Raw genomic sequence first — 21,899 nt, 5'->3', positions numbered from 1 at the left:
GTCGACGAGGCGGTCAGCCGCGCAGGTCACGCCGCTGGTAGCCGAGCGCACCGAAGATGGTGAGCCCGACGGCGACGATCACCATGGTGAGGCTGGCGAACCAGTGCGGGGGCAGATCCGGAACCGGCGCGACGTGCGCGAAGGGTGACAGCCGCCCCACCCAGGCCGGTGCTCCGGTGCTGTCCGCGGTCACCTGGAGCAGGAATCCGCCGGCCGCGGGCAGCGCGCCGACCGGCGCGACCGTCCGGGGCAGCCAGCCGAGCGCGAACACGGCCGCGCCCAGGCACAGCAACACGACCGGCAGCACGTTCAATCCGCCGGCGAGGGCGGCGCCGGGCCCGAGCGGGGCGTCGACGATCGTGGTGCCGGCCCAGGTGGCGGCACCCGCGGCGAGGCAGAGCAGTGCCCCGCCGCCCGCAGTGACCGCGACCTCGGCGGTGAGCAGTCGTACCCGGGTCACCGGTTGGGCGTAGAGCAGGGTCAGCCGCCGGTCGGCCTCGTCACCGGCGACGACGGCGATCCGGGTCGCGGCGAAGATACCCACCGGGATCGCCAGCAACGTGAACAGCGCGGCGACGTACCCCTCGACCGAGCCGAGTCCACCGAACCCGGCCTGCGCGGCGAGCGAGGCGAACCGTGGGTTCTCGGCGAGGAAGCTGGTCATCGATACCGCGAGCAGACCGATCAGCAGGTAGTAACCGACCAGTCCGAGGGCCCATCCGCCGAGCGGGCCCACGAGTCGGCGGAGCGCGAATCCGGGCACCGAGCCGAGCAGGCGCAGCCGGGGCGGACGGCCCGCCGGTACGCCGAACAGGCCGCCGCGTACGTCACGCCGACCGGCCACCAGCAGCGCCGCGCCGAGCAGAGCCACGGCGGCGACCAGCAGGACGGCCACCGGCAGGACACGGTTGGCCGCGTACGGCTGGCTCAGCGCGACCAGCCCGAACGGCGACAGCCACCGCAGCCAACCGAGTGCCGCCACCCCGTCGCCGACCATCCGGAGAAGCAGCCCGGTCCCGAGCAGGGCCACGGCGGCGCCGGTGGCCCTGCCCCGGGAGGGCAGGAGTTGCCCGGTCAGCACACCGGCGGCGGCGAAGAAGATCCCGACCAGCGCGAGTCCGGCACCGTGCAGCAGGGCTCCGGCGGGTGCGGTGCCGACGGCGGCGAGCGCGGCCGAGGCGACGAATCCGGCGGCCAGCAACATGCCGACCACCACCACGGCGTGCCGGCGCACGATCGCCCGGAGCGGCACCCGGCCGGCGGCCAGCAGGTCCCAGCGGCCGGCGTCCTCCTCGCCCCTGGTGATCCGGGTCGCGGCGAGCAGTCCCCAGACCCCGGCGAGCACGCCGAGCACGGTTCCGGTACGCCAGACCGTGAATCCGCCGGGGTCGTCCAGGGCGACCGGCGCGCCGAACAGCGTCCGGATCGCCGGGTTCTCGGCCAGGGCGGCGAGGGCGGCGGCGTCCAACGCGTCGCCGACGGTGCTGGCATAGCTGGCGGCGACCGTCGCCGACATGCCGGCCAGCAGTCCGACGACGATCAGCCCCCCGCGCCGGACCTGCCGGAAGGCGAGCCAGGTGATCGCACGTCCGTCCGGATCCGTCCCGCTGTCCGCCGAGGCCCGGCCGGGCCGGGCGGCGACGGCGGTCACCGGGACACCCGGGTGTAGTAGTCGAGGAAGATCTCCTCCAGGGTGGGTTCGTGGATCCGTACCCCGGTCACGTCCGCCGCCGCCAGCGCCCGCAACGCCGGGCCCGGTGGTCCGGTGAGGGTGAACCGCAGTCGTTCGGGGTCCAGTTCCTCCACCGTCTCGATCCCGGCCACCCCGGTCAGGGTGGGGGCCGGTCCGCGGTAGGTCACCTCGACCTGGCTGCGGTGCAGACGGCGCAGTTCGGGAACCCTGGCGACCTCGACCAGGCGGCCGGCCCGCAGGATCCCCACCCGGTCGCACACCGCCTCGACCTCGGCCAACTGGTGGGAGCTGAGGAACACCGTCTGCCCGCGCTGGCGGGCCTGCGAGACCACCGCCTGGAACTCGCGTTCCATCAGCGGATCCAGGCCGCTGGTCGGCTCGTCGAGGATCAGCAGCGGTGCCCGGGTGGCGAACGCCGCGACCAGGGCCACCTTCTGCCGGTTGCCGGTGGAGTACGCCCGCCCCGGCTTCGACAGGTCGAGCGCGAAACGCTCCACCAGCTCGTCCCGGTACGCCCGGTCGACCCCCGGCCCGATCCGGCCGAGCAACTCCAGTGTCTCCGCGCCGGTCAGTCCGGGCCAGAGCGCCACGTCGGCGGGTACGTACGCGACGGACCGGTGCGCCGTGCCGACGTCGGCGGCGTCCGTACCGAAGATCCACGCCTGGCCGGCGGTCGGGCGGGCGAGGCCGAGCAGAAGCCGGATCGTGGTCGACTTGCCGGCGCCGTTCGGCCCCAGGAAGCCGAAGACCTCACCGGTCCGTACCGCGAAATCCAGCGCGTCCAACGCGCACACGGATCCGTAGTGTTTGGTCAGACCGACAGCACGAATGGCGGACACGTCCACCGGAGCCTCCCGGGTCAGCAACGGACACGACTGCCGACCAGACTTCCCGGCGCACCGGTTCGGAGCTTACGCGTCCGGGATCGACGGGTGGAAGGCCCGCGTCCCAACGGCCTACCGGACCGCTTCGGGCCCCTGGTAGACGTCCGGCACGCCGTCGGCGTCGGTGTCCCGCTCCTCGACGGCACACATCCGCTGGTAATGGCGGTTGCGGATGCGCAGGACGACGGTGGCCAGCAGCGCCGCGAGCAGCGACCCGAGCAGTACGCCGAGCTTGGTGTGCTCGTCCCGGGCGCTGCCCGGGCCGAACGCCAGTTCGCCGATGAGCAGCGAGACGGTGAAGCCGATCCCGGCCAGCAGGGCCAGCCCGAAGACGTCCCACCAGCCGAGCCCTTCGCCGAGCCGGGCCCGGGTGAACCGCTGCACCAGCCAGGTGGCGCCGAACACCCCGGCCGCCTTGCCGGCGACCAGCCCGACGATGACCCCCAACGCGACCGAGTCGGTGAGGCTCGCCCCGAGTCCGCCGGCCCCGGCGACCGACACCCCGGCGGCGAAGAAGGCGAACACCGGTACCGCGACGCCGGCTGACAACGGCCGGATCCGGTGCTCGAAGTGTTCGGCCAGCCCGGGGCCGGGTCCCGGCTTGCGCCGGATCACCGGAACGGTGAAGGCGAGCAGCACGCCGGCGACCGTGGCGTGCACCCCGGAGGCGTGTACCAGCGCCCAGGTCAGCGCCGCGAGCGGCAGCAGCAGCCACCAGGAGCGGACCCGGCGCTGCACCAGCAACCCGAACAGGGCGAGTGGCAGCAACGCCAGCAGCAGTGGCCCGAAGTGCAGCGAGCCGGTGTAGAAGACCGCGATGATGACGATGGCCAGCAGGTCGTCGACCACCGCCAGGGTCAGCAGGAAGGTCCGCATCGCGGCCGGCAGATGGGTGTTGATCACCCCGAGCACGGCGAGCGCGAACGCGATGTCGGTGGCGGTCGGGATCGCCCAGCCGGCCAACGCGCCGTCTCCGGCACCCAGGTTGAAGGCGACATAGATCAACGCCGGCACCGTCATGCCGCCGAGCGCGGCGGCGACCGGCAGCATGGCCCGGCGGGGTTCCCGCAGGTCACCGGCGACGAACTCGCGTTTGAGCTCGAGGCCGGCGACGAAGAAGAAGATCGCCAGCAGGCCGTCGGCGGCCCACTGGGCCAGCGACAGGTCCAGGTGCAACGCGGCCGGACCGATCTCGAAGGCGCCCAGCGACCGGTACGCCGCACCCCACGGCGAGTTCGCCCAGGCGAGGGCGAGTACGGCGGCGACGAGCAGCAGTACCCCGCCGACGGTCTCGGTACGGAGGATGTCGCCGATCCGGCGCACCTCGGGCCAACTGCCCCGCCCGAACAGCGGGGTACGTCCGTTGGGGGGTGCGGCCATCAGTTCCTCCGGAGGGGTCGACAAATACACCGCCGACCAGACTTCCCGGCACACCGTCACCCACCCTAGCCGAACGGTGATCAGCCGAGCACGGGGACTCCTGTCGATTTGGGAAGTTTCGTCAGACCTGAGCTATTTGTCCCTGTGGCTTCTAGACTGGCGCCCATGAGCCGTGGGGTGGGAGACGACAATGCCGGACCTGGACGGACAAGCTCGCGGTGACCTGATCGTCGAACTGCTGGCGGACTTCGTCCGGTACGCCCGCTCCGCCGAGGAACACGTCAGGGAGAGCCTCGCCGGGCCGACGGACCGCGGAAGAGACGACGAGCCGACCGCGGCCGCCCGGGCGTTGGCCGCAGGCGATGTCCAAGCCCGCCTCGCGGTCGCCTCGGCGATCGCGCTGTCCGCCGTCTGCAACGCGAGACTTCCCCCACCCGCCCGGATCCCGGCCTGGCGGACACCGGAATGCGGTTGGCGCCGGCCCACACCGGAACCGACGATCGAGCAACAGTGACCCAGCCAACCGGCGCGGGGACGGGGTGCCGACCGGGGCGGACCCGAGGTCTACGGTGAGATCGTGGCGCTCTCCCTGGCGATCTCGCCCTGCCCGAACGACACCTTCGTCTTCCACGCCCTGGTGCACGGCCTGGTGCCCGACGCGCCGCCGGTCGAGGTGACCTTCGCCGACGTGGACGTCACCAACACCGCCGCCGAGCAGGGGGCGTACGACCTGGTGAAGGTGAGTTACGCGGCGCTGCCCTGGCTGCTGGACGACTACCACCTGCTGCCCTGTGGCGGCGCCCTCGGGCGGGGCTGCGGGCCGCTGGTCCTCACCCGGGGCGACTGGGCGGGGCACGGCGGCGACCCGGCCGACCTGACCGGGGCGACCGTCGCGGTACCGGGTGACCGGACCACGGCGTACCTGCTGTTCCGACTCTGGTCGGCGGAACACCCGCCGGCCAGGATCGAGGTCGTGCCGTTCCACGAGATCATGCCCGGGGTGGCCGCCGGCCGCTACGACGCCGGCCTGGTCATCCACGAGGCCCGGTTCACGTACCACCGGCACGGGCTGACCGCCCTCGTCGACCTCGGCGAGTGGTGGGAGGCCGACACCGGGCTGCCGATCCCGCTCGGCGCCATCCTGGCCCGCAAGGGCGTGGTCGACCCGGAGGCGGCGGCCGGCTGGATCCGGGACTCGGTACGCCGGGCCTGGGCCGACCCGGCGGCGAGCCGCGAGTACGTCCTCGCGCACGCGCAGGAGATGGAGCCCGACGTGGTGGACCAGCACATCGGGCTCTACGTCAACGAGTTCACCGCCGAGCTGGGCGACGACGGGCGGGCGGCGATCGAGGCGCTGCTCGGTCGGGCCGCCGCCGCCGGACTGACCCCGTCGGTGGCCGGCGCGCTCGGCTGACCGGCCACCAGACTGACGCGCGGGGGCGCTCAGATCTCCAGTTCGCGGGCGACCGCGTGGACCAGTTGGGCCACGGTCTGGGCGGTCTTCTTGTCGGGGAACCGGCCCCGGGAGAGCGCCGGCTGCACCTTCGCCTCGAGCACCTTGATCATGTCTTCGACCAGGCCGTGCAGTTCCTCGGCCGGACGACGGCGAAGCTCCGCGATGGACGGTGGGGCGTCCAGCAGCTTCACCCCGAGTGCCTGCGCGCCGCGCCGGCTGTCGACCACACCGAACTCGACCCGCTGGCCGCCCTTCAGGTCGGTGACACCAGCGGGCAGCGCGCCCTTCGGCAGGAACACGTCGCCACCCTCGTCACTGGTGACGAACCCGTATCCCTTGGCCGCGTCGTACCACTTCACTCGACCCGTCGGCACCTGTAGACCTCGACTCCCCTGAGAAAACTGTCCTCACAAGGCTAGCGGCATCAACCGCCGGAGCGCCTGTGGGAATCCGGTCAGGTCGGCGAGGACCAGCTCCGCTCCGGCGGTCCGCAGCTCGTCGGCGTCGCAGGGGCCGGTGGTGACCCCGATCCCGGGTACGCCCGCGGTCCGCGCCGCCACCATGTCGCCGATGTGGTCACCGACGTAGAGACGGACGCCGTGCTCGGTCAACGCGGCCGCCTTGCCCTCGGCGAAGAGGTCACCGGCCAGCTCGTCGACCTCCAGCCCGGCGTGCGCCAGGTGCAACCGGGCGAGTCGGCCGAGTTTCGAGGTCACCACCACGACCCGCAGCCCGTGCTCCCGGACCGCCGCCACCGCGTCGAGGGCGCCGGGCAACGGCACGGCGGTGGTGACCGCGTACTCCGGATAGAGCGCCCGATAGGTTCGGACCGCCTCCTCGACCTGCTCCGGCGGGAACCAGTGCCGAATCTCCTCCCGCAGCGGCGGGCCGAGCCGGCTCACCACCAGGTCAGCGTCGACGTGCACCCCGGTCAGCTCGGTGAGCTTCCGGAAGGCGGCGGCGATGCCGGGACGGGTGTCGAGCAGGGTCATGTCAAGATCGAAGCCGACGGCGGCGGGGGTGTTCATGCCGATCATGCTGTCACGGGGGCCGGCCGGCCCGGCCGGACCGCGTACCACGCTGATCAAACAGGTGGATCGAGCCGGACGACCGACGAGCATCACCGGCACCCGGCCGGATAGCGTGGGAAGACGATGACCACACTCGCCGACCATCTGCGGGCCCTGCCCGACGAGGCGCTCGCCGCCCTGTTCCGGCTGCGTCCGGACCTCGTCGTCCCGGTACCGACCGATCTGTCCGCCCTGGCGGCCCGGGCCCAGTCCCGGGTCTCGGTCGCCCGTGCCCTGGACGGGCTCGACGAGTTCACCCTGCGGATCCTCGACGCGGCCCGGCTGACCCGCACCGGGGACGACGCCGAGACCTCGACCGAGGCGATCGTCACGCTCGCGGTCGGCGAGGGCGGCGGCAGCCGCCGGCGTACCGGGCGGACCGCCGCCCGGACCGCGGTCGACCGGCTCCGCGCCCTCTTCCTGCTGTACGGGCTGGAGCAGAGCCTGCGGGTCAGCGCCGGGGTGGACGAGGTCTGCTCGCCGTACCCGGCCGGATTGGGCCGACCGGCGGCGGAGCTGGACCCGGAGACGGCGGCCCTGGTCGCGGACCCGGCCCGGCTGCGCCGCACCCTGCTCGCCGCCCCGCCGCCGGCCCGGGCGATCCTGGACCGGCTCGCCGCCGGACCACCGGTCGGCACCCTGCCCGCCGCCGCCCCGGCGCCCGGGGCCGAGCCGGCCAGCCCGGTCAGCTGGCTGGTCGAACAGAAACTGCTGGTACCGGTCCCGGAGACCGGCGGCGCCCCGAACCGGCCGGCCGCGGTCGAACTGCCCCGGGAGGTCGGCCTGCTGCTGCGCCGCGACGCCGGCCCGCTCGGGCCGCTGCGGCCCCAGCCGCCGACGGTCACCGGCGCGGACCGGGAACCGAAGGCCGTCGACTCGGCCGGCGCCGGGCAGGCGATGGAGGCGGTACGGCACACCGAGGCGCTGCTGGAACAGCTCGCCGACGAACCCGCCCCGCTGCTGCGCTCCGGCGGACTCGGGGTACGCGACCTGCGCCGGCTCACCAAGGCCGGCGGACTGGACGAGTCGACCACCGCGCTGCTGCTGGAGGTGGCGTACGCCGCCGGGCTGCTCGGCGAGGTCGACCTGCCCGGCGCCGCCACCACCCGCACCGGCGCCGACCAGCAGATCCTTCCCACCGCCGGCTACGAGGGCTGGCGGGACGCCTCGCTGGCGCACCGCTGGGAACACCTGGCCCGGGCCTGGCTGACCATGACCCGCCAGGTGGGACTGGTCGGCCAGCGCGACGACCGGGACCGGGCGATCACCCTGCTCTCCCCCGAGGCGGAACGGGCCGGCGCGCCCGCCGTCCGGCGGGCGGTGCTCGGGATCCTCGACGACCTGCCTCCCGGGACCGCACCCACCCCGGACGACGTGGTCGCGCTGCTCGCCTGGCGGGCTCCACGCCGCAGCCTCGGCCGCGAGGCGGGACAACGGGAGGTACTGGCCGAGGCGGCACTGCTCGGGGTAACCGGGCTCGGTGCCCTCACCTCGTACGGCAAGCTGCTGCTCGCCCAGTGGGCGGCCGGGGACACCCGGCTCACCGAGGCCGGCGACGACCCGCTCGGGGTACGTCCCGACGCCGACGGCGCGGCCGGGGGCGGGTCGCCGGCGGTCCGGGCGTTGGACGCGCTGCTGCCGGCCCCGGTCGACCACTTCCTGGTCCAGGCGGACCTGACCGTGGTGGTGCCCGGCCCACCGGAACCCGCCCTGGCCGCCGAACTCGCGGTGGTCGCCGAACCGGAGTCGGCCGGCGGGGCGAGTGTGCACCGGGTCACCGCGGCGAGTGTCCGGCGCGCCCTCGACGCCGGGTACGCCGGCGAGGACCTGCACGCGCTGTTCCGGCACCGGTCCCGCACACCTGTCCCGCAGGGGTTGACGTACCTGATCGACGACATCGCCCGCCGGCACGGTGGGCTGCGGGTCGGTTCCGCCGGGGCGTACCTGCGCAGCGACGACGAGGCGCTGCTGACCGAGGTGCTCGCCGACCGGCGGCTCGTGGTCATGGGACTGCGTCGGCTGGCGCCGACCGTGCTCACCACCCCGCACCTGGTGGGCCGGCTGCTGACCGCGCTGCGCGAGGCCGGGTACGCCCCGGTCTCCGAGGACGCCAGCGGGGCGACCGTACTGACCCGGCCGAAGGTGCGCCGGGCGCCGGCCCGGGGCTCGGTCGCGAACCGGGTCACCGATCCGCTCGCCGCCCCCCGGCTGACCACGCCCCGGCTGCTCGGCATCGTCGAGCAGATCCGTCGGGGCGACGCCGCCGCGAGGGCCGCCCGGCGGGCCCCGACCACGGTCCGGGGGGCCGGCCGGCCGGGTGGCACCGGTCCGGCGCTGCCCTCGGCCCACGCCCACACCCAGGCGCTGGCCGTGCTGCAACAGGCGGTCCGGGACAAGGCCCTGGTCTGGGTCGGCTACGTCGACGCGCACGGGGCGACCGCGTCCCGGCTGGTCCGGCCGGTCTCGATCGGGGCCGGTTACCTGCGGGCCGAGGACGAACGCACCGAGATGCTGCACACCTTCGCCCTGCACCGGATCACCGCCGCCGTCCGCGACGGGGACTGACCCCGTCAGCGGCGGCGGTTCCGCCGTACGGTGCCGATTACGGAGACGATCAGCAGCAGGGTGAAGGCAGCACCGAGGCCCTCACCGAGTGACTCGACGAAGCCCTGCTGCTGCACCAGCCAGCCGAAGAGCACCCAGATCGCCAGCAGCACCGCGACCGTGGCGTACGCCAGCACGGTGGCCAGGGAGACCGGTTCCGGCGGGGGGGCGGGATCGTCGGGCGGGACGGCGGCCGGGGGAACCGGCCCGGAGGTCGACGGATCGGCCGGAGGGGCGGCCGGGGGATCTGTCTCGGGTCGCACCTCGCGATCAACCGTCATCTGGCGCCCTCCCACCGGTAACGTCCCCCGTCCAGACTCGCATCCACCCGCCGGTTGCGACAGGGCATGGCGGGGAATAGTGCGCCCGGAGCCGGTCCCGCTGGTCCGACCCGTTCTCCTCCTGGTCCGGCGTGGGCGGCGCGCTCGCCCCCGTTGTCTCCTCCACGTCACCGACCCGTCCGGAGCCCGCCGGGGCCCGGGCGGCCGGTCGCGGATCAAACGCGCCCGCACCGACGCCGAACAGGGTGACCGCCACCGGAGCAACCGGACGGGGTGCCAAGATGTACGGATACCGTCCGGTCGTCCCCGGGAAGCCGTCGAGAGCTAGACGCACGGGAGTGCCGGTTCGGTTGCGCCGGGTGAAGAATTTTTCCGCCCCGTTTTCCGAGTGCAACACTGGAGGGTCGGCGCGGACGCGCCCGACCTGCGACGGAAGGGTGTCGACGTGAGCGGCGGACCACTGATCGTGCAATCAGACAAGACCCTGCTGCTGGAGATCGACCACCCCGACGCCCAGGCCTGCCGGATGGCCATCGCCCCCTTCGCCGAGTTGGAACGCTCACCCGAGCACGTGCACACCTACCGGCTCACCCCGCTCGGGCTCTGGAACGCCCGGGCGGCCGGGCACGACGCCGAGGGCGTGGTCGACGCCCTGCTGAAGTACTCCCGCTACCCGGTGCCGCACGCGCTGCTGGTCGACGTCGCCGAGACCATGGACCGGTACGGCCGACTGCAGCTCGTCGCCCACCCCACCCACGGCCTGGTGCTGCACGCCCTGGACCGGATGGTGCTGATCGAGGTCGCCAAGAGCAAGAAGCTCGCCGGCATGCTCGGCGGCAGGGTCGACGACGACACGATGATCGTGCATCCCTCCGAGCGTGGCCGGCTCAAGCAGGCGCTGCTCAAACTCGGCTGGCCGGCCGAGGACCTGGCCGGGTACGTCGACGGCGAGGCCCACCAGATCGACCTCGACACCGCCGCCGCCGACGGCCGACCCGGCTGGGAGCTGCGGTCGTACCAGCGGGAGGCGGTGGAGCAGTTCTGGGCCGGCGGGTCGGGTGTGGTGGTGCTCCCCTGTGGCGCCGGCAAGACCCTGGTCGGGGCGGCCGCGATGGCCGAGGCGAAGGCGACCACGCTGATCCTGGTCACCAACACCGTCGCCGGCCGGCAGTGGAAGCGGGAACTGGTCGCCCGCACCTCGCTGACCGAGGACGAGATCGGCGAGTACTCCGGCGAACGCAAGGAGATCCGGCCGGTCACCATCGCCACGTACCAGGTGCTGACCGCCCGGCGCGGCGGCGCCTTCACCCACCTGGACCTGTTCAACGCCCGGGACTGGGGCCTGGTCATCTACGACGAGGTGCACCTGCTGCCGGCGCCGATCTTCCGGTTCACCGCCGACCTGCAGGCCCGACGCCGGCTCGGCCTGACCGCCACCCTGGTCCGGGAGGACGGCCGGGAGGGCGACGTCTTCTCGCTGATCGGCCCGAAGCGCTACGACGCGCCGTGGAAGGACATCGAGGCGCAGGGCTGGATCGCCCCGGCCGAGTGTGTCGAGGTACGGGTCACCCTGACCGACGCCGAACGGATGACGTACGCGGTCGCCGAGCCGGAGGAGCGCTACCGGGTGGCGGCGACCGCCCGGACCAAACTGCCGGTGGTCCGGGCCCTGGTGCGGCGGCACGCCGGCGAGCAGGTGCTGGTGATCGGCGGCTACATCGACCAGCTGCACCAACTCGGCGAGACCCTGGACGCGCCGATCGTGCAGGGGTCGACGACGAACAAGGAACGGGAACGGCTCTTCGACGCCTTCCGCGCCGGTGAGCTGCGTACCCTGGTCATCTCCAAGGTCGGCAACTTCTCCATCGACCTGCCGGAGGCGGCGGTGGCGATCCAGGTCTCCGGCACCTTCGGCTCCCGGCAGGAGGAGGCGCAGCGGCTCGGCCGGGTGCTGCGACCGAAGGCGGACCGGCGACAGGCGCACTTCTACACCGTGGTCTCCCGGGACACCATCGACACCGAGTACGCCGCCCACCGGCAGCGTTTCCTCGCCGAGCAGGGGTACGCGTACACGATCGTCGACGCCGACGACGTACTCGGGCCGCCGCTGCCCAGCGTCGACTGATCCGGGACACCCGGCGGGCGTCCCGGATCAGCCCGGTGACGGCGCTCGGCGGCAGGACCTGACCGGCGGGTTCACCGACCGGTCACGACCGCGGGTACAAGGACCGGTTCGACGGCGAGGGCGGCCAGTTGCTCGGCGGTGAGTTCGAGGAGGGCCTGGGGCACCGGGGCGGGCAGGGCGATCGTCGTCGCGGCTGGGCACCACCGCACGTTGATCTCCAGGCCGGGCAGGAACCGGGTGGCGGTCCAGCAGGTGACCCCGGGCGCGGCGGAGCCGGGGTCGTCCCCGGAGACTTGCTCGGTCCGCACCCGCACCACCTTGTCGCCGACCGCGAGGGACCGACAGTCGGCCGCTCCGCCACCGGCGTCCGACCCCCCGGCCGCGGTGCTGTCGGGCCAGTTTCCGGGCGGTCCGGCGGGCCTCGAACAGAACTCGCCGGCGGCCGGCTCCACCGACCGCAGAGCAGGGTCCCGCGCCGTCCGGGCGTCGCGGATCGAGACCCCGAGTTCCCCCGCACCCCAGCTCGCGTACACCACCGCGTCGGCGGCGATCAGCCGGACACCGGCCAGGCCCGTCCCAGGCCGCACGGTATCGACGTCGGCCACGTCGCGGGTACGGACGTCCCGGCCCGCCGGGTCACGTCGGATGGCGAGCTCGGCCGGCAGGACCGCGGCGACCGCGTCGAGCAGGTCGGCACCGTCGCGGATTCCGGGGCCGGACGACGGGGAGACCGGTGCGCCGGCCGCCGCCTCCGGTTCGGGACGTGGCCGGGCGACGCCGACGGCGACGCCGGCGGTCAGCGCCAGGACCAGCACACCGGCACTCCCGGTCGTCAGGCCGAGCCGGCGGCGCCGCTCGGCACGGCGGGCCGCCGCCACCATCACCTCCGAGGAGGCCATCGGAGGCGTCGGCCCGGCGGCCACCTCGGCGAATATCTCGCGTACGTCTCTCATCGCTTCTCTCCCATCGGCCGACTCCTGTCGGTGGACTCCCGGTCGAGACGGGCACGTAACCGCGCCAGCCCTCGGGCGGTCTGACTCTTGACGGTGCCGGCCGGCAGGGCGAGCATCTCGGCGACCTGCTCGATCGAGAGGTCCTCCCAGAACCGCAGGACCAGGACGGCACGTTCCCGGGCCGGCAGGTCCGCCAGTGCCGCCGACAGCGCCAGACGTTCCGCCACGTCCGGTCCCTCGACAGCCCGGTCCAGACCGGCGTCCGCGGGTCCGGCGGTGAACTCCCGACGCCAGGGACGTCGCCGCTCGTCGAGGAACGCCCGGACCACGATGCGCCGGACGTACTGGTCCAGGACCTCGTGGTGGTTGACCCGCCGCCAGGAGCGGTAGAGCTTGGTGAAGGCGATCTGGGTCAGGTCCTCGGCCAGGTGCCAGTCGCCGCAGAGCAGGAAAGCGGTCGTCCGCATCCGGGCTCCGGTCGCCGAGTAGTAGGCGGCGAACTCCCGGTCCCGGTCGTCACCACCGCCAAACAGGTACAGCCCCATCAGTCCGGCTCCCTCCGTCAGATGAGACACGTAGCGACCGGTACGGCGAGTTCCAGGAATCTCCCGACGCGGACGGGGACCGGGTCAGCGGGTCGGGAGCTTCGGGCCGCGGTCGAGGAGGGGGATCAGCAGGTCGCCGTACTCCTCGATCCGGTCCAGCACCTCGACGGCGGGGAACTGGCGGACGGCGCCGGCCTCCCCGTCGGCGGCGCTCTCCACCTCGTCCCAGGTCACCGGGGTGGAGACCGACGGGTTCGGCTGGGCCCGCAGCGAGTACGCGGTCACCGTGGTCTTCGCCGCGTTGTTCTGACTCCAGTCGATGAAGATCTTGCCGGGCCGGAGCCGTTTCGCCATCTGGGCGGTGATCAACTTCGGGGCCTCGCGGGAGAGTTCCTCGGCGATCCGGCGGGCGTAGCCGGAGACGACGTCGGCGGACTGCCGGCCGGAGACCGGGCAGCAGAGCTGCATGCCCTTCTTGCCGGAGGTCTTCGGATAGCTGGCGATGCCGTCGGCGGCGAGGCGTTCCCGGAGCAGCAGCGCCACCCCGCAGCACTCGACCAGCCCGGCCGGGGCGCCCGGGTCGAGGTCCATCACCATCAGGTCCGGGTCGGCGCCGACCTGCCACTGCGGGGTGTGTAGTTCCAGGGCGGCCAGGTTGGCCAGCCAGACCAGGGTCGGCAGGTCGTCGCAGACGACGTAGTCGAGCATCTCCCGGCCCTTGCTGGAGCCGGGCGCGGGCAGGGTCTCCAGGCGTACCCAGTCGGGGGTGCCGGCCGGGGCGTTCTTCTCGAAGAACGAGTTGCCGTCGACCCCGTTCGGGTAGCGGATCCGGGTCAGCGGCCGGTCCCGCAGGTGCGGCAGGAGCGCGTTCGAGATCCGGGTGTAGTAGTCGATCACCTCGCCCTTGGTGAACCCGGACGCCGGGTACAGCACCTTGTCCAGATTGGACAGCTCCAGCTCCCGGCCGTCGACCTCGACCCGGACCACCCGCCGCTCAGCCGGCATCGCTCACCTCCGCCGCCGTCCGGTCCGGACGCAGCCGGCGGATCCGGGGAAACCGCAGCCGGCCGTCCGGGGTGCGCTGGCCGTACTTCACCTCCACCACGATCTCGGGACGTACCCAGATCGCGCCCCGGGCATCCTCCCGGGGCACGCGATCGACGAACGGGGACACTCCGGCCCGCAGCGGCTCCAGGACGCCCAGCAGCGCCCGCTCGATCGCCGCGCCGATCCCGCCGCCGACCCGGCCCCGGTAGACCAGGCCACCGTCCGGCGCCGGCACCCCGACCAGCAGGCCACCGATCCGGCGTACGCCGGGACGCCAGCCGCCGACCACGAAGTCGGCGGTGACCTCGAGTTTCACCTTCACCCAGTCCGGGGATCGGACGCCGGGACGGTAGACCGAGTCGAGCCGTTTGGCGACCACCCCCTCCAGGCCGTGCTCGCTGGCGGCCTGGTAGGTCGCGACGCCGTCCGGGAAGACCGGCGGCACCGCCCAGCGGTTGCCGGCGAGCCCGAGTTCCTCCAGCGCCGCCCGGCGGCGCCGGTACGGCCACCCGGTCAGGTCCTCGCCGTCCCGCCGCAGCAGGTCGAAGATCATGTACGTCACCGGCAGGCTCGCCGCCAGCCGGGCGGCCCGGTTCGGCTCGCGGACGTGCATCCGCTCGGCGAGGGCGGTGAACGACGGCTGACCGGTCTCGGTCAGCACCACCACCTCGCCGTCGAGCACCGCCCCGACCAGTCCACGTTCGGCGAGCTGGGCACCGAGCGGCGCGAGTTCCGGGTAGGCGGCGGTGATCTCGACCCCGGAGCGGGCGTACAGCCGGAGCGCGTCCGGGCCGGCGTAGTCGGCGACCGCCCGGACCCCGTCCCACTTGAACTCATGCCCCCAGCCGGGGCCTGTGGGCAGCTCCCCGGTGCTGGCGAGCATCGGCTTGACCGGCGGGCCGGGCACGATCCTCACTCTAGGACCGCGCCGAAAGCCTCGCGGGCTGATTCGATCGATGCGATTCTGGTCCTGAGCAGCAGTGTTCGGTACGACGCGGACGGGTGGTACCGACTGGTCACGGGGGTTCTTTCACTCGGTCGGGTGAATCTGGCGCCCGGATGGGGTAGGTGCGGGTCATGCGGGCTATCTGGCGCGGCGCGGTCTCGTTCGGCCTGGTCTCCATCGGGGTCCGGGTCTATTCGGCGACCGAGGAGAAGGACATCCGCTTCCACCAGGTGCACCGCACCGACGGCGGCCGGATCCGGTACAAGCGGGTCTGCTCGATCGACGGCGAGGAGGTCAGCTACGACGACATCGCCAAGGGGTACGACATCGGCGGCGGCGAGATGGTCATCCTCACCGACGACGACTTCGCCGAGCTGCCGTTGAGCACCTCGCACGCGATCGACGTACTGGAGTTCGTGCCGGCGGAGCAGGTCGATCCGATCCTCTACAACAAGGCGTACTTCCTGGAGCCGGAGAGCGCCGCGACCAAGCCGTACGTGCTGCTGCGGGACGCGCTGACCGACTCGGAGCGGGTGGCGATCGTCAAGGTGGCGCTGCGGCAGCGGGAACAGCTCGCCACCCTGCGGGTCCGCGAGGGTGTGCTGCTGCTCAACACGATGCTCTGGCCCGACGAGATCCGGCAGCCGGGTTTCGGCTTCCTGGACGAGGACATCAAGGTACGGCCGCCGGAGCTGGCGATGGCGAGTTCGCTGATCGACTCGATGGCCGGGGAGTTCGAGCCGGATGTCTTCACCGACGACTACCGGGCGGCGTTGCAGGAGGTCATCGACGCCAAGGTGGAGGGACGGCAGGTGGTGCAGCCGGAGGAGGTCGAGGAGGCGCCGGCCGCCGCGATCGACCTGATGGCCGCGCTGCGCGCCTCGGTGGACCGGGCCCGGGCGGCCCGGGGCGAGGCACCGGCCGGCGGCGGTGCCGGCAAGCCGACCCCGATCTCGGCGGCGAAGTCGGCGCAGAAGGCGGCGGCCGCCAAGAAGGCCGGTGCGAAGAAGGCGCCGGCGAAGAAGGCGGTCGGCGAGTCCGGCGGCGGGGCGGGCGGCGGCGGGGCGAAGAAGACGGCCGCGAAGAAGACCGGCGCGGCGAAGTCGGGCGCGAAGAAGGTGACCCCGGCGAAGAAGACCGCCGCCAAGAAGTCCACCACCCGCAAGTCCGCCTGACCCACCGCTGCGTGGGGTCGTCGCCGGGCCGGCGGTACGGGACCCGGCGACGACGATCTGGTCGGCCGGCTCAGTAGGCCGGCGGCAGCCCGAACGGGTACGCGACCGGCGGCGGGTCGGCGTGGTGCGCCGCGCAGTACGCGGCCCGGGGCCCCGGCCCGGTCACCGGTGGCAGGTAGCTGGTCAACGTCGCCAGTCCGGCGGCGGTCGCCACCGCGCTGGACTCGATGTCGAACTCGACGATCGCCCGGGTGAACGGGTTACGGGCGTTGGTCAGCCGTACCGCGTTGCGCCAGGCCTGTTCGCGCCAGCCGACGAGCATTCCGAGGACCAGGTCCGGCGGGATGCCGACGTCGAAGCCCGCCCGGTCGTACCGGGCGATCAGTTCGGCGAGCAGCGGGTCCACCAGTTGGGCGAGGATCTCGTTGACCCGGTCGTGGTCGGGCTTGCGACTGCTGCCGTCCGGCCTGGTCAGTCCGACCTGTTCGAGGACGTACGGCAGGTCCCGGTTGATGTGCGCGCTCATTCCCAGCATCAGGTCACCGGCGCCGGTGAGCCGCCGGTCCCGGGCCGCGTCGAGGGCGGCGAGCCAGGCCGCCGGCACCGCCGAACGCCGGCCGCCGGCCCAGTCGTCGTACGCCCGGTAGTAGTACTCGGCGAAGAGCGCGCCTTCCCGGTTGACCCACCGGTTGTCGGTGAAGAGCCCCTGGTCGCGGCCCCACTTGAAGCCCTGGGTGGTACGCAGGTAGGCGAGGGTGAAGGTGGTGTGGTGGGCGCAGGCCCGCCCGAGGCCGGCGAACCGGCGGCCCAGCTCGGCGATGGTGTCGTCCACGCAGTCGGCCCCGCCCTCCGGGCAGGGCTCCGGTATCGCGGCCGCCCGGACCACCGCCGACGGCGCCGGGGCCGGGGCCGCGTACCCGGGCGGGGCGGCCGCGACGACGCCGACGGTCGCCGACGCGGCCGCCACCAGAGCTCGGAACCTGATCAGTCTTCGCATCCCAGCCCCCTGAAAACAATGATCGACACCAATGTCGAACATCATCTCGGAGCTGAGTGAACAGTCAGTAACCTCGGTCCGATACCCGACTGTCGGCTGGCGGCCGTCAGTCGGGCTCAGCCGCACGGCGGCGTAGCAGCTGAGCCGTCGCCGGCCCGGCTCAGCCCTCGCCGGCCAACTCGGTCCGGTCGGCCGGGCTCAGCCGCAGCGCGGCGGCGGCGATGTTCTCGTCCAGGTGACTCGGCGAGGAGGTGCCCGGGATCGCGAGGGTGGCCGGCGAAAGGTCGAGCAGCCAGGCCAGCGCGACCTGGGCCGGGGTGGCCCCGTGCCGGGCCGCGACCCGGGTCATCCGGTCCGAGGTGATCGACTGGCCGGGCACCTCTTCGCCGGGCCCGGACCGAGTTCGCCTGCGCGGCCACCGATCTGAGCACCTGGTCCGGCCGGGAGATCGGGCGGGCGATCGGCCGGGCGGTACGTGAACGTCGCCCCGCCGGCCTGCGGATCTGCAAACTGTTCCGCCCGTCTGCGCTGGCCGACGAGGAGAGTGCGGGTCACCTCCGGGCGGTGGCCGGTTCCGGGGTCGAGGTGCGGATCTCGGTCCCGCCGCTGCCGCACGAGGTCATCATGATCGACCGCCGGGTGTTGATCCTGGCCGGCGAGCCCTCGACCCGGGACCGCACCTTCACCGTCGTCCAGGCGCCGGAGGTGATCCGGAGCGTCGCCGCGCTGTTCTGGGCCGCCTGGGAGGCGGCGACGGAGTTGGCCGACTTCGCGCGTGACCAGCCGCCGGAGATCTCGGAGCAGAGCCGGGAGATCCTGCGTCGGCTCCGGGCCGGTCTCAAGGACGAGACGGCGGCCCGACAGCTCGATCTGCCGCTGCGTACGTACCGACGGCGGGTCGCCGAGCTGATGTCCCTGCTCGGCGCCGGGTCCCGCTTCCAGGCCGGGGTACGCGCCAGCGAACTCGGACTGCTCGCCGCCCGCCCCGAGACGAACGGGACGCCCGCGACCGCCGGCCGCCCCGACTGAACCCGACACCCGCCGCCGACCGTCTCGGCGGAACCCCGTTTCACATCCGGGTGTAGGTGCTGATGGTGACGCCCTCGGCAAAGCCTCGGGTGTCGACCGGTGCGAACCGGACCGGCCCGAAGGCGGCGTCGAACATCGGAATGCCCGCGCCGGCGACGATCGGGCTCCGCTTGACGATCAGCTCGTCGATCTCGTCGAGCAGCGCACCGGCCAGTTTTCCGCCACCGGCCAACCAGATGCCGCCACCCTCGCCCCGCTTCAGGTCGCGGACGAACTCGACGGGGTCGCCGGAGACGATCCGCACCTCGGGATCGGTGGAGGTCAGGGTGGTGGAGACGACGTACTGGCGCAGTTGCGGGTACGGGCTGGTGACGCCGATCCGCAACGCGGGCTCGTACGTCCCGCGCCCCATCACCACGGTGTCGAACCGCTTGTTCTGGACCCCGGTCAGGCCCAACGGCTCCCGGGCGTGCCCGGGAATGGTCTCGGGAAACTCGGTGAGGATCTCCGCCGCGAACTCCCCCTCGAACGGGAAGAAGTCGAACTCCCCGCCCGGGCCAGCGATGAAACCGTCCAGGGTGACCGCCACGTAGTAGGTCAGTTTGCGCATCCGGTTGTCCCATCGTCGACTTGAGCACTTTAGTCAAAGTACTGTGGTTGCAGTGATCTGAAATTAGTACTGTGACTGCAGTGGTGTCAAGTGACCTACCTGGAGAGCGCCATGCGACAGAACCCCGCCCGCCGTACCGCACTGCTCGACGCCGCCATCGAGGTCCTCGCCCGGGAGGGGTCACGCGGGCTGACCCTGCGGGCCGTCGACACCGAGGCGGGCGTGCCCACCGGCACCGCCTCCAACTACTTCGCCAACCGGACCCAGTTGCTGGGTCAGGTCCTACGCCGGACCCGTGAACGACTCACCCCGGACCCGGCCGACCTGGCCGACACCATGGCCGCCCCGCCCGGCCATGACCTCGTCCGTACGCTGATGCGGCAGCTCGTCGAGCGGATGCGCCGGGAACGCAGCGTCCACCTGGCCATGCTGGAACTGCGCCTGGAGGCGACCCGCCGCCCCGAACTGCACACCGAGCTGGCCCGCTTCTCCGGCGAGGAACTGGAGGGCAACGTACGGTTCCACCTCGACGCCGGGCTGCCCGGTGGCCGTACCGGGGTGGTGCTGCTCTACCTCGCCATGCTCGGGCTGATCATCGACGACCTCACCGTGCCCGACCTGCTGACGCCGTACCCGCTCGACGAGCTGATCGAGGTCATGGTGAACCGCCTGCTGCCGGAGTCCTGAACCACCCCGGCGGATGCGGCAGGATGGAACCGTGGTGGACGCGGTGATCTTCGACCTGGACGGCGTACTGGTGGACTCCGAGCCGGTCTGGGAACGGGTCCGACGGCGGTACGTCGAGACCCGGGGCGGCCGGTGGCAGCCCGACACCCAGCGCCGGCTGATGGGGATGAGCACCGGCGAATGGGCCGCCTACCTGCACGACGAACTCGGCGTGACCGGCCCGCCGGAGCGGATCGCCGGCGACGTCGTCGAGGAGATGGCCGCCGAGTACCGGCAGCACCTGCCGGTGATCGACGGTGCCGTCGAGGTGGTCCGCCGACTCGCCGGACACTGGCCGCTCGGCCTGGCCAGCTCCGCACCGACCCGGCTGATCGAGGTCACCCTGGCCACCACCGGACTGACCGACGCGTTCCGGGTCACCCTCTCCACCGAGGAGGTAGCCCGGGGCAAACCGGCACCGGACGTCTACCGCACGGTCGCCGAGCGGCTCGGCGTACCGGCCGGTCGGTGCGTCGCGATCGAGGACTCCAGCAACGGCGTACGGTCGGCCGCCGCGGCCGGGATGCGGGTGGTGGCGGTGCCGCACGGGTCGTACCCCCTGGACCCGGACGCCGAACAGCTCGCCGCGGTGATCCTCGGCGACATCACCGAACTGACCGAGGAGACCGTGCCGCCGGCCCGGTCGCCACGGATCGTCGAGATCACCCGGGGTCGGATGGTGGTCGACGGGGTCGGCGAGGGCAAGGACTTCAAGCTCTGGCCCGGCGGCGGCCGGCCCTGGGACTGGACCGAGACCGGCACCCGGCACGAGCCGGGCATCCAGCCCGCCGACGTCGAGGAACTGCTCGCCAACGGGGCCACCCGGCTGGTACTCGCCGAGGGCTTCGACGGGCAGCTCCGGGTCGCCCCGGCCACCCTGGGCTTCCTCGCCGAACGCGGCGTCGAGGTACACGTCGCCCGGACCGACGAGGCGGTCGAGCGCTACAACGCGCTCGCCGCCGCCGCGGAACCCGTCGGCGCGCTCATCCACTCCACCTGCTGACACCCGTCCGCGCCACCTGCCGGGGCCGCCCGGCCTCAGCTCGGCAACAGCAGTACCTTGCCGCTGGTCCGCCGCCCCTCCAGGTCGGCGTGCGCCCGGGAGGCGTCGGTGAGCGGGTACGTCCCGCCGATCCGCACCGTCAACCGCCCCTCGGCGATCCAGCCGAAGACGTCGGCGGCCCGTTTCAGCAGCTCGTCCCGGGTGGCGATGTGCGTCGGCAGGCTCGGCCGGGTCAGGTAGAGCGACCCGCCGGCGGCGAGCCGGGCGGTGTCCAGCGGTGGCACGTCACCGCTGGACGCGCCGTAGAGGACCAGCAGGCCCCGGCGGCGCAACGCGGCGAGACTCTGATCGAAGGTGGCCCGGCCGACACCGTCGTAGACCACGGCCGCGCCGGCGCCCCCGGTGACCTCGTGGACCACGTCGACAAAGGTGTCGTACCGGGCGACGTGGTCGGCGCCGGCCTCGCGGGCCAGGTCCGCCTTCTGCTCGGTCGAGGTGGTGCCGACCACCGTGCCGCCGCGCAGCTTGACCAACTGGGTCAGCAGCAGCCCGACCCCGCCGGCGGCGGCGTGCACCACCACCGGATCGGCGGTCGCCACCGGATAGGTGGTGTGCGACAGATAGTGCGCGGTCATCCCCTGCAGCAGCACCGCCGCCGCGACCTTGAGGTCGACCTGCGCCGGCACCGGCACCGCCCGGGCGGCCGGCACCGCGACCCGGGCGGCGTAACTGCCCGGTACGCCGGTCCAGGCGACCCGGTCCCCCGCCGCGAAGCCCTCCACGTCCGGCCCGACCGCCAGGACCGTGCCGGCCCCCTCCTGGCCGGGTACCGCCGGCAGTTCGCCGCCGTACGGTGGGGTCCCCTGACGCTGGTAGACGTCGGCGAAGTTGACCCCGGCGGCGGTGACCTCGACGAGGAGCTGATCGGTGGCGGGTTCCGGATCGGCCGTGTCGACGACCTCCAGGACCTCGGGTCCACCGTTGCGCCGCATCAGCACCGCCCGCATGGCCCCATTCTCGCCGCCGGGCCCCTCACCACACCGGCTTTCCGTCAATCAGGACCGGATCAGGCTCGGGCGACCGCCGGCCGTTCCGGCGTGTCGGCTATCCGTCAGGGTCGCGCCGGCCCGTCGTGGGTATCCCGCGCGCGTCGGCCCCGTTCGGTGATCCGGCTACGAATGGTCGGCAGGTGCTCCAGGCAGGCCGGTCGCCGTCCGGGACAGCGCGTTTCGGGGTACCGGCCCGGCGAGCACATCCGGCCTACGGCTAATCCGAGACATTTCCGCATATCACTTGCCACGGCATCAAATCTGTTGCTCTAGGTAGTTATCTGCTTACGATGCCGGTCGGAGCAGACCTACCGGAGGAGGTAGCT

Annotated in this window: 22 protein-coding genes and 1 pseudogene; 9 read left to right on the top strand and 14 right to left on the bottom strand. The window is 72.9% G+C overall.

Features of this window, described 5'->3' with window-relative positions:
* Nucleotides 1-13: 13 nt before the first annotated feature.
* The 3 genes from ABGB21_RS03700 to nhaA form a co-directional block, all read right to left on the bottom strand.
* Nucleotides 14-1,651, bottom strand: a complete 1,638-nt coding sequence (locus ABGB21_RS03700) for a hypothetical protein (protein ID WP_347676325.1) — start codon at nt 1,649-1,651, stop codon at nt 14-16.
* Nucleotides 1,648-2,487 (bottom strand): ABC transporter ATP-binding protein, encoded by an 840-nt coding sequence (locus ABGB21_RS03695; protein ID WP_347676323.1) that lies wholly within the window; start codon nt 2,485-2,487, stop codon nt 1,648-1,650. The genes ABGB21_RS03700 and ABGB21_RS03695 overlap by 4 nt, the downstream gene beginning before the upstream one ends.
* Nucleotides 2,488-2,649: 162 nt before the next feature.
* Complete coding sequence (gene nhaA, locus ABGB21_RS03690) at nt 2,650-3,957, bottom strand: Na+/H+ antiporter NhaA (protein ID WP_347652754.1); 1,308 nt, start codon at nt 3,955-3,957, stop codon at nt 2,650-2,652.
* Between the two features lie 190 nt (nt 3,958-4,147).
* On the opposite strand from nhaA, the gene ABGB21_RS03685 reads away from it, so the two are divergent.
* Both ABGB21_RS03685 and ABGB21_RS03680 read left to right on the top strand, forming a co-directional pair.
* Nucleotides 4,148-4,471 (top strand): hypothetical protein, encoded by a 324-nt coding sequence (locus ABGB21_RS03685; RefSeq protein ID WP_347652755.1) that lies wholly within the window; start codon nt 4,148-4,150, stop codon nt 4,469-4,471.
* 63 nt (nt 4,472-4,534) lie between these two features.
* Nucleotides 4,535-5,371 carry a 1,4-dihydroxy-6-naphthoate synthase gene (locus ABGB21_RS03680; RefSeq protein WP_347676321.1) on the top strand — a complete coding sequence of 279 codons (837 nt, stop codon included), beginning with the start codon at nt 4,535-4,537 and terminating at the stop codon, nt 5,369-5,371.
* Nucleotides 5,372-5,400: 29 nt separating this feature from the next.
* Here ABGB21_RS03680 and ABGB21_RS03675 read toward each other — a convergent pair whose 3' ends face one another.
* Together ABGB21_RS03675 and ABGB21_RS03670 are read right to left on the bottom strand one after the other, a co-directional pair.
* Nucleotides 5,401-5,787, bottom strand: coding sequence for a cold shock domain-containing protein (locus ABGB21_RS03675; RefSeq protein WP_347652757.1), 387 nt, complete (start codon nt 5,785-5,787; stop codon nt 5,401-5,403).
* 33 nt (nt 5,788-5,820) lie between these two features.
* Complete coding sequence (locus ABGB21_RS03670; RefSeq protein WP_347652758.1) at nt 5,821-6,441, bottom strand: HAD hydrolase-like protein; 621 nt, start codon at nt 6,439-6,441, stop codon at nt 5,821-5,823.
* A 126-nt stretch (nt 6,442-6,567) separates the two neighbouring features.
* Between ABGB21_RS03670 and ABGB21_RS03665 the strand changes: the two genes are divergently transcribed.
* Complete coding sequence (locus ABGB21_RS03665; protein ID WP_347652759.1) at nt 6,568-9,048, top strand: helicase-associated domain-containing protein; 2,481 nt, start codon at nt 6,568-6,570, stop codon at nt 9,046-9,048.
* A gap of 5 nt (nt 9,049-9,053) precedes the next feature.
* Here ABGB21_RS03665 and ABGB21_RS03660 read toward each other — a convergent pair whose 3' ends face one another.
* Nucleotides 9,054-9,233 carry a hypothetical protein gene (locus ABGB21_RS03660; protein ID WP_347676385.1) on the bottom strand — a complete coding sequence of 60 codons (180 nt, stop codon included), beginning with the start codon at nt 9,231-9,233 and terminating at the stop codon, nt 9,054-9,056.
* Nucleotides 9,234-9,813: 580 nt separating this feature from the next.
* Between ABGB21_RS03660 and ABGB21_RS03655 the strand changes: the two genes are divergently transcribed.
* A complete protein-coding gene (locus tag ABGB21_RS03655) occupies nt 9,814-11,493 on the top strand; it encodes a DNA repair helicase XPB (protein ID WP_347652760.1) in 1,680 nt (559 codons plus the stop codon).
* A gap of 71 nt (nt 11,494-11,564) precedes the next feature.
* Here the strand turns inward: ABGB21_RS03655 and ABGB21_RS03650 are convergent, their stop codons facing one another.
* The 4 genes from ABGB21_RS03650 to ligD (ABGB21_RS03635) all read right to left on the bottom strand — a co-directional run bounded on the left by ABGB21_RS03650 (nt 11,565) and on the right by ligD (ABGB21_RS03635) (nt 14,945).
* Nucleotides 11,565-12,446: a hypothetical protein gene (locus ABGB21_RS03650; RefSeq protein ID WP_347652761.1), complete on the bottom strand. Its 882-nt coding sequence runs from the start codon at nt 12,444-12,446 to the stop codon at nt 11,565-11,567.
* Nucleotides 12,443-12,991, bottom strand: a complete 549-nt coding sequence (locus ABGB21_RS03645; protein ID WP_347652762.1) for a SigE family RNA polymerase sigma factor — start codon at nt 12,989-12,991, stop codon at nt 12,443-12,445. The genes ABGB21_RS03650 and ABGB21_RS03645 overlap by 4 nt, the downstream gene beginning before the upstream one ends.
* 84 nt (nt 12,992-13,075) lie before the next feature.
* Nucleotides 13,076-13,996 (bottom strand): non-homologous end-joining DNA ligase, encoded by a 921-nt coding sequence (gene ligD, locus ABGB21_RS03640; protein WP_347652763.1) that lies wholly within the window; start codon nt 13,994-13,996, stop codon nt 13,076-13,078.
* Nucleotides 13,986-14,945: a non-homologous end-joining DNA ligase gene (gene ligD, locus ABGB21_RS03635; RefSeq protein ID WP_347652764.1), complete on the bottom strand. Its 960-nt coding sequence runs from the start codon at nt 14,943-14,945 to the stop codon at nt 13,986-13,988. The genes ligD (ABGB21_RS03640) and ligD (ABGB21_RS03635) overlap by 11 nt, the downstream gene beginning before the upstream one ends.
* A 170-nt stretch (nt 14,946-15,115) precedes the next feature.
* Here ligD (ABGB21_RS03635) and ABGB21_RS03630 point away from each other — a divergent pair, with 170 nt between their 5' ends.
* Nucleotides 15,116-16,159, top strand: a complete 1,044-nt coding sequence (locus ABGB21_RS03630) for a Ku protein (RefSeq protein WP_347652765.1) — start codon at nt 15,116-15,118, stop codon at nt 16,157-16,159.
* A gap of 70 nt (nt 16,160-16,229) precedes the next feature.
* Here ABGB21_RS03630 and ABGB21_RS03625 read toward each other — a convergent pair whose 3' ends face one another.
* Nucleotides 16,230-17,156 (bottom strand): DUF5995 family protein, encoded by a 927-nt coding sequence (locus ABGB21_RS03625; protein WP_347652766.1) that lies wholly within the window; start codon nt 17,154-17,156, stop codon nt 16,230-16,232.
* 160 nt (nt 17,157-17,316) lie between these two features.
* Entirely contained in the window at nt 17,317-17,535 is a 219-nt protein-coding gene (locus tag ABGB21_RS03620; RefSeq protein ID WP_347652767.1) for an aldo/keto reductase, read from the bottom strand.
* A 185-nt stretch (nt 17,536-17,720) separates the two neighbouring features.
* Between ABGB21_RS03620 and ABGB21_RS03615 the strand changes: the two genes are divergently transcribed.
* The gene (locus tag ABGB21_RS03615) at nt 17,721-18,185 is read left to right on the top strand and encodes a hypothetical protein (RefSeq protein WP_347652768.1); all 465 of its coding nucleotides are present in this window, start codon (nt 17,721-17,723) and stop codon (nt 18,183-18,185) included.
* A gap of 40 nt (nt 18,186-18,225) precedes the next feature.
* Here the strand turns inward: ABGB21_RS03615 and ABGB21_RS03610 are convergent, their stop codons facing one another.
* A complete protein-coding gene (locus tag ABGB21_RS03610; RefSeq protein WP_347652769.1) occupies nt 18,226-18,795 on the bottom strand; it encodes a dihydrofolate reductase family protein in 570 nt (189 codons plus the stop codon).
* A gap of 111 nt (nt 18,796-18,906) precedes the next feature.
* On the opposite strand from ABGB21_RS03610, the gene ABGB21_RS03605 reads away from it, so the two are divergent.
* The 3 genes and pseudogenes from ABGB21_RS03605 (at nt 18,907) to ABGB21_RS03595 (ending at nt 20,524) form a co-directional block, all read left to right on the top strand.
* Nucleotides 18,907-19,482 (top strand): TetR family transcriptional regulator, encoded by a 576-nt coding sequence (locus ABGB21_RS03605; protein WP_347652770.1) that lies wholly within the window; start codon nt 18,907-18,909, stop codon nt 19,480-19,482.
* Nucleotides 19,483-19,495: 13 nt separating this feature from the next.
* Nucleotides 19,496-20,152: pseudogene (locus ABGB21_RS03600) on the top strand (HAD family phosphatase); the annotation flags it as partial.
* Nucleotides 20,150-20,524 (top strand): Mth938-like domain-containing protein, encoded by a 375-nt coding sequence (locus ABGB21_RS03595; RefSeq protein WP_347652868.1) that lies wholly within the window; start codon nt 20,150-20,152, stop codon nt 20,522-20,524. The pseudogene ABGB21_RS03600 and the gene ABGB21_RS03595, both read left to right, overlap by 3 nt.
* A gap of 35 nt (nt 20,525-20,559) precedes the next feature.
* Here the strand turns inward: ABGB21_RS03595 and ABGB21_RS03590 are convergent, their stop codons facing one another.
* Nucleotides 20,560-21,531 (bottom strand): quinone oxidoreductase, encoded by a 972-nt coding sequence (locus ABGB21_RS03590; protein ID WP_347652771.1) that lies wholly within the window; start codon nt 21,529-21,531, stop codon nt 20,560-20,562.
* Nucleotides 21,532-21,899 lie beyond the last annotated feature (368 nt).

It is taken from the genome of Plantactinospora sp. B24E8 (genome assembly GCF_039871735.1).
In the GTDB taxonomy this organism is placed as follows: domain Bacteria; phylum Actinomycetota; class Actinomycetes; order Mycobacteriales; family Micromonosporaceae; genus Plantactinospora.
The sequence above is the reverse complement of the archived record's forward strand: the minus strand, read 5'-3'. Positions and strand labels throughout refer to the sequence as shown.

Coding starts and splice junctions, on each gene's coding strand:
- ABGB21_RS03670 (WP_347652758.1), bottom strand. CDS start 6,441: ATGAACACCCCCGCCGCCGTCGGCTTCGATCTTGACATGACCCTGCTC.
- ABGB21_RS03685 (WP_347652755.1), top strand. CDS start 4,148: ATGCCGGACCTGGACGGACAAGCTCGCGGTGACCTGATCGTCGAACTG.
- ABGB21_RS03590 (WP_347652771.1), bottom strand. CDS start 21,531: ATGCGGGCGGTGCTGATGCGGCGCAACGGTGGACCCGAGGTCCTGGAG.
- nhaA (WP_347652754.1), bottom strand. CDS start 3,957: ATGGCCGCACCCCCCAACGGACGTACCCCGCTGTTCGGGCGGGGCAGT.
- ABGB21_RS03665 (WP_347652759.1), top strand. CDS start 6,568: ATGACCACACTCGCCGACCATCTGCGGGCCCTGCCCGACGAGGCGCTC.
- ABGB21_RS03625 (WP_347652766.1), bottom strand. CDS start 17,156: ATGCGAAGACTGATCAGGTTCCGAGCTCTGGTGGCGGCCGCGTCGGCG.
- ABGB21_RS03610 (WP_347652769.1), bottom strand. CDS start 18,795: ATGCGCAAACTGACCTACTACGTGGCGGTCACCCTGGACGGTTTCATC.
- ABGB21_RS03645 (WP_347652762.1), bottom strand. CDS start 12,991: ATGGGGCTGTACCTGTTTGGCGGTGGTGACGACCGGGACCGGGAGTTC.
- ABGB21_RS03605 (WP_347652770.1), top strand. CDS start 18,907: ATGCGACAGAACCCCGCCCGCCGTACCGCACTGCTCGACGCCGCCATC.
- ABGB21_RS03630 (WP_347652765.1), top strand. CDS start 15,116: ATGCGGGCTATCTGGCGCGGCGCGGTCTCGTTCGGCCTGGTCTCCATC.
- ligD (WP_347652763.1), bottom strand. CDS start 13,996: ATGCCGGCTGAGCGGCGGGTGGTCCGGGTCGAGGTCGACGGCCGGGAG.
- ABGB21_RS03650 (WP_347652761.1), bottom strand. CDS start 12,446: ATGAGAGACGTACGCGAGATATTCGCCGAGGTGGCCGCCGGGCCGACG.